We start from the raw sequence: 14393 nt of genomic DNA on the forward strand, positions 1-14393 counted from the left end.
CACCGTGATATTATTTGTGTTAATAACCGTAATTAAATGATAAGTATCAGCTAACGAACACCCATTTTTATTTGCTTGTTTATTCAGTATTCTTCACGGGTACAACTGCACGATGGTCATTTTTAAAGTGACTCACGACCAAGTCATTTTTCGAGCGAACTAGATGAATTACCAACGCTGTAGTGCCTTTTCCATCATGGTCACTATGAACAGCCCAAATTGGCCAATTTATATGCGCTCACCTAACCTGCTAATGACGATAAGCTATCTGCGTTTTTTCAATTATTTTAATATTCACTAGGCCACGTTCAATCTAATTGATCAGCAAGCAACAAAAAAACAATTCCCCAAAATACCGAGGAATTGTTCGTACTTAAGATATTTAACGACCCGTCACTTCTTGGTAAACGTCCAAACAGCTGCTGGGGCATTGCCAACCTTAACTTTAACGATCTGATTTTTAGCATTAACGACCGTAAACTTATTGGTTGCTGTATAGCGTAAATATAGGGTCTTAGTAGTCGAGCCTGACTTATAGCTGACTTTCCAGAACGTTGGCGTCTTGGCAGTCATGCTATAACTCGCATACGAGACCAGCTTTTTAACTTGTTTGCCATTCTTATAAAGCGTCTGATTAAAGCCATTCTTAGCGCTAAACGTTAAGATTTGGGAGTACTTGTTAGTCGTATTCGACTTCCAAGTACCCGCTGGCGCGTTGACTTTAAACGATTTAGTCGTCTTCTTGGATGACGAAGTGGCCGCCGTCGATTTAGTTGCCACTTTCTTAGTCGTGGTTGTCTTGTTAGTCGTCTTCTTAGTTGAAGAGGCAGTAGTTTTGGCAGTCTGAACACGGATGACGCGGTAGAAATAAGCCTTAGTCGTTGGATTCGTGGCGTACACATAAACATTGCTTTGCGCCTTCAATGTCTTGGCTAATTTAACCGTGTACTTTCCAGTCGTTTTAGAGGCCGTTGCAGTTCCAAGATTTTTCTTGGCGTTGGCCGTACTTTTTACAGTGATCTTAGCGCCCTTGGTTGCCGTACCTGTAATTTGCGTCGTATTATTGTAAATTGCATTGACCTTCAAACTTGGTGCGACATTCTTCGTAGCCGTTGTCTTCTTAGTCGCCGCATTCGCTGTAATCCCTGTAACGGGTACCGCTGCTCCCAGCGTTGCCACCATGGCTAAACCAGTTACAGCAATCATCAATTTCTTCATTGATCAAGACTCCTTCGTTCCACTGGCTAACTTGTCAGCGATTTATTTACGCCTCGTAGTATAGCAGTTTTTCTATCGGACAACCGCTCCTTATTAATAATTTAATAATCTTTATGTTTTAATTACAACTGAATCTTATCGAACTGATTTTAAATGCGTTATCACATCCGTTAACGACGGTACAATCGCAGTCGCCTGATCAGCATAGGGCTGGTTAGGCCGTTTCATATCCGGCACACAAATTACCGGAATCTTCGCGGACGTCGCCGCTTGAATGCCAGCTTCACTGTCTTCCAGAACCAAACAATCTGCAGGTTGTTGTTGGAGTTTGGCGCATGCCATCAAAAATATATCTGGATATGGCTTACCACGATTGACATCCGGTCCGAAGGTAAACTGGTCGAAATATTGCGCCACATCATGGGACGTCAAAATGTCTAATGCCCGCGACTTGATACTAGATGAAGCTAAGGCCACTAAATAATGATTCCGGTGTAAAAACTGTAACAACACCCGTGCTCCCGGTTTGAGCTCAACGCCATCCTGCATAAACGTCTTTTCCAACGTTAACGCCCGCTTTAATCCAGTATCAACATTAAACGGCAAGTCAAAACGTTCAATCAAGTGTTGCATATTCGTCACCGCCGACTTACCACTGTATTCCTGTGCATAAGTCGCCATGGAAAGCGTCTGCCCATAATCCTGTACGATTCGTTGATACATCTTTAATGAAATAACCTCGCTATCAATCAATAATCCATCTAAATCAAAAATAACTGCCTTCGTCATACTCACCAACTCCAGTCTATTTATCGTCAATAATCTAAGCTTATCATAACTGTTTAAAAATGTAAGCGGAGTCATTACTACTAATATTAAGTTTTCAAACCAAATCTGGTTATTGCCGATTTGGCGATTAACACTTATACTACTAGGTAGTAATACTATCTAGTTAAAGGAGATTACTAGTTGAAACAAACACAATTGCTCAAAGGTGTGCTCGACGGGTGTGTATTGGCCATTATTTCAGACCATGAAATTTACGGTTATGAATTGATTCAGGCGTTACGTGAAGACGGCTTTGACTCAATCGTTGGTGGCACACTTTATCCCCTACTTGCAAAACTGGAAAATCGCGGCGATCTCATTGGGCAATTCAAAGCTTCTCCTGATGGTCCCCAGCGAAAATACTATGCCATTACCCCTCAAGGTTTACAAACACTAACAGCTTTTAATCACCAGTGGTTTCAGTTAAAAGCGCATGTCGATCACATCTTAACGAGGAGGACCCCATCATGACCAAAATTGATAATGACCAGGCACAGCTCAATCAACTTGAACAACAACTCACCCCTAGTGACGCGCAATACTTCCAAGATTTACGCCTTTATTTGCTGACCAAAGAACTGTTCGGAAGCAATGAAAAAGCCATTACACGCCAACTTTTGACGATGTTACAAGACTTCCTAGACGCCAGCCAGCATGGTGAAACGGCCTCACAATTTTTTGGTAACGATCCTGCTGGGCTCGCAGATGCACTCCTAGCCGAATTACCGCGCAACAGTCGCTGGCAACAAATTCACTTTGTTGGCCTGTTAATCCTGATTAGCTGGTTCTTCGTTATATTAAATGCTAATACGGCAACAGGATTTCGTCTGAACTGGTTACTTCTTTTCGCCGCCCCACTAGTCGAGATTATCGCCATAGCACTGATTTTTAAAATCATGAATCATGCGATTTATGCTGATAGTACGCCATTTAAGCAGGAAACCGTTCCGGTTGTTTTAATAACCACTTTGGCCCTAATTATGCTGATTGGACTCTTCCTAGTTACGCCACGTTTTGGTTCTTGGGTATTCATCTTTTTGCCGAATCCTTGGGGCATTGGACTACAGATCATCCAGGCTATCATCACAGTCATCTGGTTTGGTTACAGTTTACTGTCTAATCGTCGTCAACCGACCCAACATTAACTCCCCCTAATCAAAAATGGTGCGCCAGAATATTTTCATTCTTGACGCACCATTTTTAATTTAAACTCATTGTCTATAAATCGTCTCGATGTAACAAGGCAATCTCTTCACCCGCAGCTCGGCGGCGATCAATATTATCCTCACCCCACACGCACAGCTCATGTAAGACAACGGACAAACTCCGGCCATAATCACTTAGTCCGTATTCCACGCGCGGTGGCACTTGTTGGTACACTTTGCGCGTCACAATATTAGCGGCTTCCAACTCTCTAAGTTGTTGTACTAACATTTTCTGCGAGATTTGTGGAATCGCGCGTTCCAATTCGCTCGTCCGCATCGTCTGAGTACGCAGATGGCACAGAATAATTGATTTCCACTTACCCCCAATAATTTCCATTGTGGCCTCGACCCCAATATGATACGTTTTGGTTTCCAATAATTGTCCCTCCATTCCATACTTACTTTTTAGTGGGTATCCCACTTTAAAGTCGGTACTTGTCTAAAAGTCACTTGCTAGTATAATCATTATTTATCAACTTAGCAATAGCAGGAGGCTTATCTTATGACAAAACAGTTTAATCCCAGTTGGACACTTTTGGCACTCGCAATCAGTGCCTTCGCCATTGGGTCAACGGAATTTATTAGTGTTGGTTTAATGCCACTACTCGTTAGCAGCTTTCACATCAACTTGGCGCAAGCTGGGCTGACCGTCTCGATCTACGCCATTGGTATCATGATTGGCGCGCCCGTCATGACATTACTCACCGGTCGGCTTAACCGTCACCGCTTGATGATGTTAATTATGATTTTATTTATTATTGGTAACTTACTCGCAGCAAGTGCCCCAACCTTTGGTGTCTTACTTGCAGGCCGGGTCGTGGCCGCTTTGGCTCACGGTATTTTTATGACCGTCGCCTCAGTAATTGCCGCTGACGTGGTCGCACCTGCCAAACGGGCCTCGGCGATTGCCATCATGTTTACAGGACTGACTGTCGCAACGGTTACTGGTGTTCCGTTGGGAACGATGATTGGTCAATTAGGCGGTTGGCGCTGGTCCTTTATCTTTATTAGCGTGATTGGTGTCATTGGTTTGTTAGCTGATTACTGGTTAATTCCACGTAATCTGCCGTTACCCAGTAAAGCCACGGTCCGGGGGATTATCCGCGTACTCACTAATCCACAACTACTGTTCGCCTTACTCGTCACGGCGCTGGGATACGGTGGTACCTTCGTAGTTTACACCTACCTATCACCACTACTAGAACAGCAGATGCATTGGTCAGCGAGCGCTGTCGTTTTGATTCTAGTCGTTTACGGCTTAATGGTCGCCCTTGGTAATACACTGGGTGGTCGTTGGGCCAATGCACGGCCCTTAATTGCACTATTCAAGATGTTCAGTGGGTTACTCATCACCTTACTCATTCTAAGTGTCACCGGGTACAGTCACTGGCTAGGGCTATTGACCGTCCTACTGATGGGAATCTTTGCCTTCATGAACGTCCCTGAGCTCCAACTCTATATTGTTCAGTTAGCTGAACAGAATACACCACACGATATTACGATGGCCTCAGCGTTAAACATTTCCGCTTTTAACGTCGGTATCGCACTCGGCTCCGGTATTGGTGGTCAAGTCACGACCAACCTTGGCTTAGGCTGGACACCGATCTTTGGTGCCATCATGGTTGCTGTTAGCTTAGTCCTATTGTTAGGTCTAATTTGGTTAGCGCGGCCCGCAAAAAGCACCGACCGGCATTGCGTTCAAAATTAATAACTAAATGACCCGTAGTCGTCTTAAACGGTCATCGAAAACACTAAGCTTAGCGGCTTAACAATGACCGCCAATTCGGTTGTCCTATCGCTAGGCTGAGTGTTTTTCTTTATGTCACTATCTTTTAAATCCACTTAACCGTCACTAGTTCAGGAACCTCATTAATAGGCGACTCAGAGTGCTAGCAATGAATCGTCCCGATTTTCACCGGCGGCCTTCCTACTTTTAGTTGGAATTTATTGTTTATTTTCAGTGTTATTTGAAGACCAATTGTTGTCATTTTAGGCTGTGTTAATTGACTTAAAGCCCGAATATGCCCGCTTTACGCCATTGCAACCCCGATTTGTTCGTAAAACCGACTTACCCAGCATTCGACTGGGTTGCATTTTCACTTTCAGAAAGCTATAACGGTAATATACGATTGGTTTCCACTTTTACTGAGAAGGTCCTGATTGAATGGTCAGTATTGACTATTACCACTAACTATCAAGTCAGAGCCAGACAGAACCAACCAACTATGGGGGCGCAACATGCAACGCAAATCAACATTAATTTTATTAACTAGCATCACTTTAGTTATCGGCTTACTGGCGGTCGGCACTGTCAAAGTTGTTGGTGATGCCCACAGACCTAGCCAATCAACGGTAACCACCAAAAAAGTCGTGTCAAAGACGAAAGCCAAAACCACGGCTAAATCAACGGTCATGCGCACACCAATCAACTGGCGTCAATCATCCGAAACAGTCGCGTATCCCAATGTCAACCGCTATCCGGACTTATGGATTCACGTATCGTTGGCTAAACAACGGCTATACTTGATGAACCATCACCACGTTCTCTATACGATGTATGCATCCAGTGGCGTGCCAACTGCTGACCGCAAAACACCCCGTGGCACCTATCATGTGCAAGCCGAACGGGGAAAATATTTTTATAGCGCTAGTGTTGATGAAGGTGCCTATTACTGGGTCTCATGGCTCAACCATGGTGAATATTTGTTCCACTCCACACCCGTAGATGCCCAAGGTCACTTTATCAAATCAGACGCTGCTGATCTTGGCAAGCGACCGTCTTCACACGGTTGCATTCATCTGAGCGTTGCAGATTCCAAGTGGGTCTATAACAACATCAAGTATGGCACTAAAGTCGTCATCGACTAACGAAACAACTACAAAACCACCAAAATAAATCATCCAGCAACCTATTTGTATTAAGACAATCAGGTCGCTGGATGATTTTTATTCTCATTGGCACGTTGAACGAGTTCTTATTTAGCTTTAATATGAACAGCTTAACCGATTTCGACTTGCTCAGCAAGATGATTGGCCGTTACACTATCCATTAACATATCAGCTTCCACGTATAACTCATGCCACATCATGAAGGTCAGCACGGTCCACAACTGACGCGAATTATCACGAACACCCGCTTGATGGTCATCCAATAGTTTTAAGAAATATGTCTTGTCAAAATACTGATCGGTTTGCGACGTCACAATAATATTTTTAGCCCAATCGTACATCTCATCTTTGAGCCACAACCGAATCGGTACTGGGAAACCAAGCTTTTTGCGATATAACACGTGCGCGGGCACAATATCCTCAACCGCTTTTCGTAAAATGTACTTCGTCGTACCGTGGCTAATTCGCAAGTTGGCTGGAATTTCCGCTGCCAGATTGAACACCTCCCGATCAACAAAGGGTGTCCGCAATTCAAGGCTGTGGGCTAACGCTGTCCGGTCCGCATTATGCAACAAATCCCCATTTAACCACGTGTGCATATCGATAAATTGCATCTTAGAGATTAAATCATAGTGTTTGGCTTCATCGTAAAAGACCCGGGTTGTCTGTTGGAACGAATGGTCACGATTGTAGTGCTTCATGAACTGTTGCTTCTCAGTTTCATTGAAGATAAACGCATTGCCAACGTATCGCTTCTCTAACGGGGTCGTCCCCCGCATAAGCAACGAACGACCCCGCATTCCTGCTGGCATCATCGCGGCTATCCGTTGAAGGGCCCCGTTGATTGGCTTCGTATACCGAAAGGCTTTCAAGGATTCGGGTTCATGATAAATCGTATACCCGCCAAAAAGTTCATCAGCCCCTTCACCGGTGAGACAAACTTTAACGTGCTTGACGGCTTCCTTAGTCAAGAAATACTGCGGGACAGCGGCCGGATCAGCTAACGGATCATCCATGCTCCAGACAAAATGTGGAAAGGCTGCCATGAATGCTTCCGGCGTGATGGTCATTTGGACGTTATCGACATTCAACTTAGCAGCCGTTTCCTGTGCGACGTCTAATTCACTATAGCCAGGTCGTTCAAAGCCCACCGAGATCGTCTTGAGATTTGGATTGAACTGCTTGGCAATCGCCACCACAATTGACGAATCAATCCCGCCCGATAAGAACGCCCCAACTGGGACATCGGAACGCATATGGATCTTAACCGAATCAATCAACGTCTCCTTAAGCCGTGTCGCGTAGTCCTGTTCAGAACGGACGACTGGATGAAACTCCCGATGATAATAACGCTTGATTTGCGGCGCGTGTCCCAACTGTTTTGTTAATGAACAGCCCGGCGCCAGCATCTTGATTTCCTTTGTCAGGGTCTCAGTTTCCGGCACATATTGGAACGTCAAATAATCTTGTAATGCCTCTTGATCAAAATGCTTATCTTTTAAAATCTTATAAATCGCCTTACTCTCAGACGCATAGTAAAAATCATCCCCGGCAATCGCATAATAAAACGGTTTAATTCCAAATTGGTCACGCGCCGCGAATAACGTTTTTTCCTGCTTATCCCAGATTACAAAGGCAAACATTCCCCGCAGATAGGTCGTCAACTTGGCCTGGTATTTGGCGTACATTCCTAAGATCACTTCCGAATCGGAATCCGTCTTAAACGTGTAGCCCTCTTGAATTAACTGTTCACGTAGCTCAACGTAGTTATAAATCTCACCATTAAACGTTAGCCAATAACGTTCATTATCATATGACAGCGGTTGATGACCACCCGCCAAATCAATAATACTTAATCGGCGAAACCCCATCGTGATATTATCATCCGCAAAGTAACCCTCATCATCCGGACCCCGATGCACAATCATTTTAGTCATTTCCCGCACAACCTGATCATACGTGGCATTATCAACTTTTCGCCGATCCGTTAAGCACCCAACCAATCCACACATTCTATTCACTCCCACACTTAAGTTATTGCGACTAATCACCAATATTATTGTTAGTGACCAATCACAAGTCACGCTCAAATCATAGGCAATGCCCAGTACGGCGATTTGACTTGCGGAATAACGGCAAGCCCACCTTGACCATAATTAACAGCCGCACTTGTAGCGAACATAAACCACTTGATTCAAACTGGTTGCCTCTAATTATAATTTAGTGTAGCCTGTCGCAACGGCCGTTTTAAGACAGGCGGACTAACCATTACACTACATTAAGACCTTATTTGGCCCGTTGAAGATAATTTCAAAATAAATGTGCGCGAACTGATTGGAATGGCTTAGATCTAAAATTCAATACACCTGAATAAAGTGTAAAAAAATAACCGTTTCAGGAAAATCAAATTGCTGAAACGATTATTTTACTAGTTAGCAAACCGAATCTTGCCAATCTGAATTTTACTGCCGTCAATATAAATCGACTAAGATTTCAATCAGCGATTGTTTTTGCCAATCTGCCTTACTAAGTAGCGACTGGCCGCTGCGGAACACAGGACGGTTTCACCGTTAGCCATCGTTAGTCGACGATACCGTTTATCCAATGACCGAATGCGGGTCAGATTAACGACATATGACTTATGACAACGATAAAAATCAGAATTCAAATCCGGCACATCCTTTAATAAACCGTAATATTCAAGTTCACCATCATCTAAATGAACGATAATCTTATGTGGACTCATTGAACTTTCAAAAAATAACACGTGTTGCACGTCCAACGATCGAATCGTCTCGCCAATTTTGATCTGGATATAACTATTTTGATCATTGTCTTCAGCTTTGAAACGCTCCTGTGCCACGCGTAAGACGGTATTTAATCGCTCGTATAAGCGATCCGGAAAATCCTTCAAGATAAAATCCAGGGCTTCCACTTGATACTGAAACACCGTCAATGATAGCTCCGTATGCGTCGTCACAAAGATAATCTTACTTCGGATGCCTAAATCACGAATTTGACTGGCAAGCTGAATGCCATTAATATCCGAATTCAACGCAATATCTAAAAGAAAGACGGCTTGAGTTGGTTGCTGACTTTTGACATGCGCTAATATTTCATGCGGATCGACACTCGTTAGGCCAAATCCCATATCCAATTGACGATCAATAATCACTTTACTGACCAGTTGCTGCAAGGTTTGTAACTGTTTAGTATCATCTTCACAAATATATACTTTGATCATTTTATCATTCCCGCTTTACCGTTAAACGCTGAACAAAGGCTGAGGCCAATAACCGCGTTTCCAATATCATATTTTCATTTCGATTAACAATGGCGCTGAGCTGACTCAAGCCTAAGCCCCGCTCTTGTCCCTTAGTCGAATACCCCGCTTCCTTTAGCTGCCATAAAGGTGGCAAGGAATCAAAAACGTTATTTTGAACTAAGAACACCGTACTGTGGGCCGTAACAAAAATGGCGCTCATCAGCTCACCATGATAGTGACCGGCCGTGGCTTCAATCGCGTTATCTAAAATAATACCTAGCGCAATTGCCAAGTCTAATTCATTCGTCGTTACCCCATTAAGCACTTGCTTCAAGTCAAATTGAACTTTAACTCCCTGTGATTGCGCATAGCTGAGTTTGCTAAATAGAATACTCTTGACCGATTTGACCTGAACACGACTTAAATCTTCGAGATTATACTGCTCATCCGAAACGCGCTTGGTCACTGGGGCAATATTTTGTTGGTAATATTGCTGTAAGCCTGCCAAATCATCCGTTTTCAAATACTCATTAATCGACAACGTTATATTCTGATAATCATGACGAAACCGGCGCAATTCATTATAATGCGTTTCGATTTCATGCATGTACCGTGTATCATTTTTGATTTGCAGGCGTTGTTGTTGAACCTGGTACTTGGCCCGAATCGTAACCCGATACTCATCATAGATGGCAATCGCGAGTCCCATAACGACCAACAACACAACTAAGTTACTGACGACCATTCTCAATTCACTGTCGAGTCCCTCGCTGACAATAATGTATAAATAGATGGCAAGTAGCAGCAAGGCCGTAACCCGGTTCAGTCTGGGACGATTGAACGTCGTCTGGATATGCGTATTCATTAAAATCAGATTCAATGTGATTAAACCAACCAGCTGTAATCCCATAAAAATCAAAAGATACCCGTCATCTAATTTCAACATATACGTTAAAAGTGAACTGATATGATCGACGACAATTGACCAGATAATCACCTGTAGGCTAACAAATAATGACTCACTGAAGCTATGTGTATGCCACCAAGTAAACAGCACCACCAGTCCCAATAATGGCAATGCTGCATATTGCCCGATTACTGAAAAAATCCAGCCGCTCACTAGGCTACTGACCACCGCATAACTGATATCCCAAATACTAAGTACCCGCCAATCACGCAAAAGCACCTTAACGAACAAGAATAGGAACAGCGTTTGCACAAAAATAATCTTCATCAGCTGCCCCACAACTCCAGTCTACTCATCATTAACGCCACTATTTTGCCGGCACACCTATTTTGATTATGACTAATCAATACAACCGGTTCCTTCGTTTCACTGAATCGTTTTGCCCACTGTACCATCAAAGTCCCCCTTACATATTGGTTGCTCAAACTGGTACCTACAGTTTAAAACACTCACCGACACTTGAAAAGAATACACAATGAACCGAATTATTCAACCAGCCTTTAAGATACTAAACCGTCATTTCAAGACGACTAGTCGCTACATGCACGCAAAAAAAGACGCGACCTAATTGATATCCACTCGTGCCTATCAATTAAGTCGCGTCTTTTGTCATTAAACCTCCTAATCTTGTTTCATCGCGTCCCAAATCATTTGGAAAATATCACCAAATGTATATTGGTCCTGAGCATACCGTCCCTTACTGATATTCGTCGTATGCGTATGAATAGTTGAAAACACGACCCCCATATGCAAACTAACCGGTAACTGCTTAATCACCTTAGCATCGATAGCCGCCGTTAATAAGTTAGCGACAATATTATTCGGATCGGCATCCGCCGCCGAAATCGTCATCCCCTGTCCATTCAATGCCTTGATCTGTTGAATGATCGTCAAGCTATCTGGATTGGCTAACGAATAGTCATACACCTGCTGTACATATAATCGAATCCGAGTCGTCACATCGATTGTTGAATCACTTAATCGGTCTAAGTCGGTAGTACTAAGAATTCGGTTCGTCTCGCGCGCATAGACACTATCGATCAGAGCCTGTTTATTCTTAAAGTAGAGATAAACATTGGATTGTGCAATGCCGACGCGCTTAGCCACCTTAGTCGTTGAAACCCCGGCTGGACCCTCAGCGAGAATGATTGCCGCAACCGCATCTTGAATCTTAACTTGTTTGTTCATATCTTTTTTCTTCATGTCTTCAGTATAAAAGATAAAAATATCTTTTTCAAGCTTGACAAAGATAGATTTATCTTTTAAACTAGTAATCGTTGAAAGATAGATTTATCTTTTAAAAATAAAAATCAAATTTTAAAGAGGTTCTATAATTATGAAAATTGCAATGTTAGGTTCATTAGGAAACATTAATCGGATCGTTGTTCCTAAGCTCGTCCAAGCCGGTCATGACGTCACCGTTATCTCAACTAGTCCTAAGCGCCAAGCTTCAATTGAAGCTGTCGGCGCCCATGCCGCCATTGGTACAATGACTGATGTTGATTTCTTATCCACCACTTTTACTGACAAAGATGTGGTTTATCTCATGCTTTCTGGTGGTATCGGTGATGATCCCTTCGAAGGGGCCGTGGCTCAGGCTAAAATTTGGAAACAGGCAATTGAAAATGCCGGCGTCACCAACGTCGGCAACCTCAGTAGCATCGGCGCAGATGCCGATGAAGTGGCTGGCTCGCTGCATGCTTACAACTTAATTGAACATGAATTACGACAACTTGACGGGGTTAACCTGGCTTTTGTCCGTCCAACCGGATTTTATGCTAACTTGTTCGGTAACTTAGCAACAATCAAGGCTGAACATAAAATTTATTCCAGCACGCCTGCTGCTTCAGCACAAAAATACGTTGCGCCCGAGGACATTGCCAGTGTCGTTTATCCCCTAATTGATCACACGCCAGCCGGTATCACCGTCAAGTATGCCTTCAGTGATACGTTCACTGGTGACCAATTCGTTGCTGATCTGCGCGACGCCTTAAACATGCCCGATCTACAATGGGTACAAATCTCAGATGAACAATATCAAGCTAACTTGACGAACCACGGTGTTCCCGTTAAAATTGCCGCTTCATTAGTCCAAACTAGTTGCTATCAGCGCGAACCTGAAGGACTTTATGCAGATCTAAATGCTTCTGACACTAGCGCTGGTCAAGTCAAATTAGCTGACTTTGTCCGTACTTTTGTGGTAGCGTACAATAGTGAAGGCGGTTACCAGTCCCATACAATCGCAGATTAACCGCTTACAATACCTGAACATTTATAGGAGGAGTTTACTATGGCTTATCAAACAATTAATCCATATACCAATGAAGTTGTTAAAACTTACGACAACGCAACCACTGACCAAATCGAACAGGCCTTAACTACCGGCGACGCCCTTTATCACCAATGGCGTCATGAACCCGTTAGTTCCCGTGCAGCCAGCCTCCATAAGATTGCCGCACTGTTACGTGAACATAAAGATGAATTAGCTAAAATTGCAACAATCGACATGGGTAAATTACTGAGTGAATCTCAAGGTGAAGTCGAACTATGCGCCATGATTGCTGATTACTATGCTGATCACGGTGCTGAATTATTGGCACCGACCCCAATCAGCACTCAAGCAACGGGCGATGCCAAAATTGAAAAACAAGCAACCGGTGTCCTGATGTTGGTCGAACCTTGGAACTTTCCATACTACCAAATCATGCGGGTCTTCGCACCGAACTACATGGTCGGCAATCCAATGATTTTAAAGCACGCCTCTAATACACCGGGCTCGGCTGCGGCCTTCGCCAAGATTGTCGAAGAAGCTGGTGCTCCCGCTGGTAGTCTAACGAACCTCTTCTTAAACTATGATCAAGTTAGCGATATTATTGCCGACCCCCGCATCCAAGGCGTCGCACTGACTGGTTCTAAGCGTGGTGGACAAGCGGTTGCCAAAGCGGCCGGTGCTAACTTGAAGAAGAGTTCTATGGAATTAGGTGGTTCGGACGCTTTCGTCGTCTTAGCGGATGCTGATATTGACGAAGCAGTCAACTTAGCATGGCGGGTCCGGTTATACAACGCTGGGCAAGTCTGCACCTCATCAAAACGCTTTATTGTCGCTGCGGATGTGTACGATGATTTCTTAGCAAAGTTGAAGGAACGTTTTGCCAAATTAGTCCCTGGCGATCCTATGGACCCACAAACTACCCTGGCACCGATGAATTCCAAACGCGCTAAGGAAAAGCTACAAGATCAAGTTGACCGGGCCATTTCCGGTGGTGCAACCGTTGCTTATGGCAACGAACCAATCGACTTACCTGGTCAATTCTTCCAACCAACCATCTTAACGGACATCGATCAAGACAACCCCCTCTTTTACGAAGAAATGTTCGGTCCAGTTGCCCAAGTCTTCAAAGTTGATTCTGAACAAGCAGCTATCGATTTAGCCAACAACTCTGAACTGGGCTTAGGTGGCATCGTCTTCGCCGGAACTGCGGCGCATGGCAAAGCGGTTGCCCAACAAATTGAAACTGGGATGGTCTTCGTTAACACCTTCCTCAGTTCCTTACCAGAACTACCATTTGGTGGCGTCAAGGGCTCCGGCTACGGTCGCGAGTTAAGCAGCCTGGGCTTAATGGCCTTTGTTAACGAAAAACTGGTTGTCACTGCTCAGAAACCTGACTACGACAACGGTGCTGGCGGCTTAGTTGTTTTATAAACATTAGCCCCTCACTACAACACCGATTACACGTGCTTGAATACGAAGCATGTTTCAAACTTTTAGTGTCAAAAGCTACCAGCTTAGGCCCACTGAAAGAAGTTCGAATCAGTATAAACTTTTTGTCAAGTGCGTCTATGCCGACTTTTGTCAAAATAAGATGAACAGGCCACTAACTCAATCACACAACAAAACAGGCTTTGAAATCGCGTCGCTTGACGTGATCTCAAAGCCTGTTTTGTTATTGCACTAGGGTCCGTCTGAAAACTACTTAAGTAAGATGCAAATTGAGGCAATGTAGACCGTAGCCAGATAAAC

13 protein-coding genes are annotated in these 14393 nt (G+C 43.9%); 6 read left to right on the forward strand and 7 right to left on the reverse strand.

The annotated features are described in order from the left end of the window. Positions 1 to 393: 393 nt before the first annotated feature. Together MMY95_RS12855 and MMY95_RS12860 are read right to left on the reverse strand one after the other, a co-directional pair. Positions 394 to 1218, reverse strand: coding sequence for an Ig-like domain-containing protein (locus MMY95_RS12855; protein ID WP_003642327.1), 825 nt, complete (start codon positions 1216 to 1218; stop codon positions 394 to 396). 135 nt (positions 1219 to 1353) lie between these two features. Next, entirely contained in the window at positions 1354 to 2007 is a 654-nt protein-coding gene (locus MMY95_RS12860) for an HAD family phosphatase (RefSeq protein WP_053267032.1), read from the reverse strand. 180 nt (positions 2008 to 2187) lie between these two features. Between MMY95_RS12860 and MMY95_RS12865 the strand changes: the two genes are divergently transcribed. Then, positions 2188 to 2517: a PadR family transcriptional regulator gene (locus MMY95_RS12865; RefSeq protein WP_015825948.1), complete on the forward strand. Its 330-nt coding sequence runs from the start codon at positions 2188 to 2190 to the stop codon at positions 2515 to 2517. After that, entirely contained in the window at positions 2514 to 3191 is a 678-nt protein-coding gene (locus MMY95_RS12870) for a membrane protein (RefSeq protein ID WP_015825949.1), read from the forward strand. Before MMY95_RS12865 ends, MMY95_RS12870 begins: the two co-directional genes overlap by 4 nt. A 73-nt stretch (positions 3192 to 3264) precedes the next feature. On the opposite strand, the gene MMY95_RS12875 is transcribed toward MMY95_RS12870, so the two are convergent. After that, positions 3265 to 3642, reverse strand: coding sequence for a helix-turn-helix domain-containing protein (locus tag MMY95_RS12875; protein WP_003642329.1), 378 nt, complete (start codon positions 3640 to 3642; stop codon positions 3265 to 3267). A gap of 111 nt (positions 3643 to 3753) precedes the next feature. Between MMY95_RS12875 and MMY95_RS12880 the strand changes: the two genes are divergently transcribed. Together MMY95_RS12880 and MMY95_RS12885 are read left to right on the forward strand one after the other, a co-directional pair. Then, positions 3754 to 4959 (forward strand): MFS transporter, encoded by a 1206-nt coding sequence (locus MMY95_RS12880; RefSeq protein ID WP_202861163.1) that lies wholly within the window; start codon positions 3754 to 3756, stop codon positions 4957 to 4959. Between the two features lie 530 nt (positions 4960 to 5489). Continuing rightward, the gene (locus MMY95_RS12885; RefSeq protein WP_003642331.1) at positions 5490 to 6119 is read left to right on the forward strand and encodes a L,D-transpeptidase; all 630 of its coding nucleotides are present in this window, start codon (positions 5490 to 5492) and stop codon (positions 6117 to 6119) included. Between the two features lie 131 nt (positions 6120 to 6250). On the opposite strand, the gene asnB is transcribed toward MMY95_RS12885, so the two are convergent. The 4 genes from asnB to MMY95_RS12905 all read right to left on the reverse strand — a co-directional run bounded on the left by asnB (position 6251) and on the right by MMY95_RS12905 (position 11575). Then, positions 6251 to 8152: an asparagine synthase (glutamine-hydrolyzing) gene (asnB, locus tag MMY95_RS12890; protein ID WP_241277690.1), complete on the reverse strand. Its 1902-nt coding sequence runs from the start codon at positions 8150 to 8152 to the stop codon at positions 6251 to 6253. Between the two features lie 485 nt (positions 8153 to 8637). Next, on the reverse strand, positions 8638 to 9384 hold the full coding sequence (locus MMY95_RS12895; protein WP_053267035.1) for a LytTR family DNA-binding domain-containing protein: 747 nt from the start codon (positions 9382 to 9384) through the stop codon (positions 8638 to 8640). 4 nt (positions 9385 to 9388) lie between these two features. After that, positions 9389 to 10639: a GHKL domain-containing protein gene (locus MMY95_RS12900; RefSeq protein WP_241277691.1), complete on the reverse strand. Its 1251-nt coding sequence runs from the start codon at positions 10637 to 10639 to the stop codon at positions 9389 to 9391. A gap of 354 nt (positions 10640 to 10993) precedes the next feature. Then, entirely contained in the window at positions 10994 to 11575 is a 582-nt protein-coding gene (locus tag MMY95_RS12905) for a TetR/AcrR family transcriptional regulator (RefSeq protein WP_003642336.1), read from the reverse strand. Between the two features lie 133 nt (positions 11576 to 11708). Here MMY95_RS12905 and MMY95_RS12910 point away from each other — a divergent pair, with 133 nt between their 5' ends. Further along, a complete protein-coding gene (locus tag MMY95_RS12910) occupies positions 11709 to 12623 on the forward strand; it encodes an NAD(P)H-binding protein (protein WP_241277692.1) in 915 nt (304 codons plus the stop codon). 39 nt (positions 12624 to 12662) lie between these two features. After that, positions 12663 to 14075 (forward strand): NAD-dependent succinate-semialdehyde dehydrogenase, encoded by a 1413-nt coding sequence (locus MMY95_RS12915; protein WP_241277693.1) that lies wholly within the window; start codon positions 12663 to 12665, stop codon positions 14073 to 14075. Positions 14076 to 14393: the final 318 nt, after the last annotated feature.

Origin of the sequence: Lactiplantibacillus sp. ME-2 (assembly GCF_022549155.1) — a bacterium.
In the GTDB taxonomy this organism is placed as follows: Bacteria; Bacillota; Bacilli; order Lactobacillales; family Lactobacillaceae; genus Lactiplantibacillus; species Lactiplantibacillus plantarum.

Bases quoted from the DNA above. Each gene is read 5' to 3' on its own strand.
- MMY95_RS12870 (WP_015825949.1), top strand. From the start codon at position 2,514: ATGACCAAAATTGATAATGACCAGGCACAGCTCAATCAACTTGAACAA.
- MMY95_RS12855 (WP_003642327.1), bottom strand. From the start codon at position 1,218: ATGAAGAAATTGATGATTGCTGTAACTGGTTTAGCCATGGTGGCAACG.
- asnB (WP_241277690.1), bottom strand. From the start codon at position 8,152: ATGTGTGGATTGGTTGGGTGCTTAACGGATCGGCGAAAAGTTGATAAT.
- MMY95_RS12905 (WP_003642336.1), bottom strand. From the start codon at position 11,575: ATGAAGAAAAAAGATATGAACAAACAAGTTAAGATTCAAGATGCGGTT.
- MMY95_RS12895 (WP_053267035.1), bottom strand. From the start codon at position 9,384: ATGATCAAAGTATATATTTGTGAAGATGATACTAAACAGTTACAAACC.
- MMY95_RS12880 (WP_202861163.1), top strand. From the start codon at position 3,754: ATGACAAAACAGTTTAATCCCAGTTGGACACTTTTGGCACTCGCAATC.
- MMY95_RS12900 (WP_241277691.1), bottom strand. From the start codon at position 10,639: ATGAAGATTATTTTTGTGCAAACGCTGTTCCTATTCTTGTTCGTTAAG.
- MMY95_RS12910 (WP_241277692.1), top strand. From the start codon at position 11,709: ATGAAAATTGCAATGTTAGGTTCATTAGGAAACATTAATCGGATCGTT.
- MMY95_RS12860 (WP_053267032.1), bottom strand. From the start codon at position 2,007: ATGACGAAGGCAGTTATTTTTGATTTAGATGGATTATTGATTGATAGC.
- MMY95_RS12915 (WP_241277693.1), top strand. From the start codon at position 12,663: ATGGCTTATCAAACAATTAATCCATATACCAATGAAGTTGTTAAAACT.
- MMY95_RS12885 (WP_003642331.1), top strand. From the start codon at position 5,490: ATGCAACGCAAATCAACATTAATTTTATTAACTAGCATCACTTTAGTT.
- MMY95_RS12875 (WP_003642329.1), bottom strand. From the start codon at position 3,642: ATGGAGGGACAATTATTGGAAACCAAAACGTATCATATTGGGGTCGAG.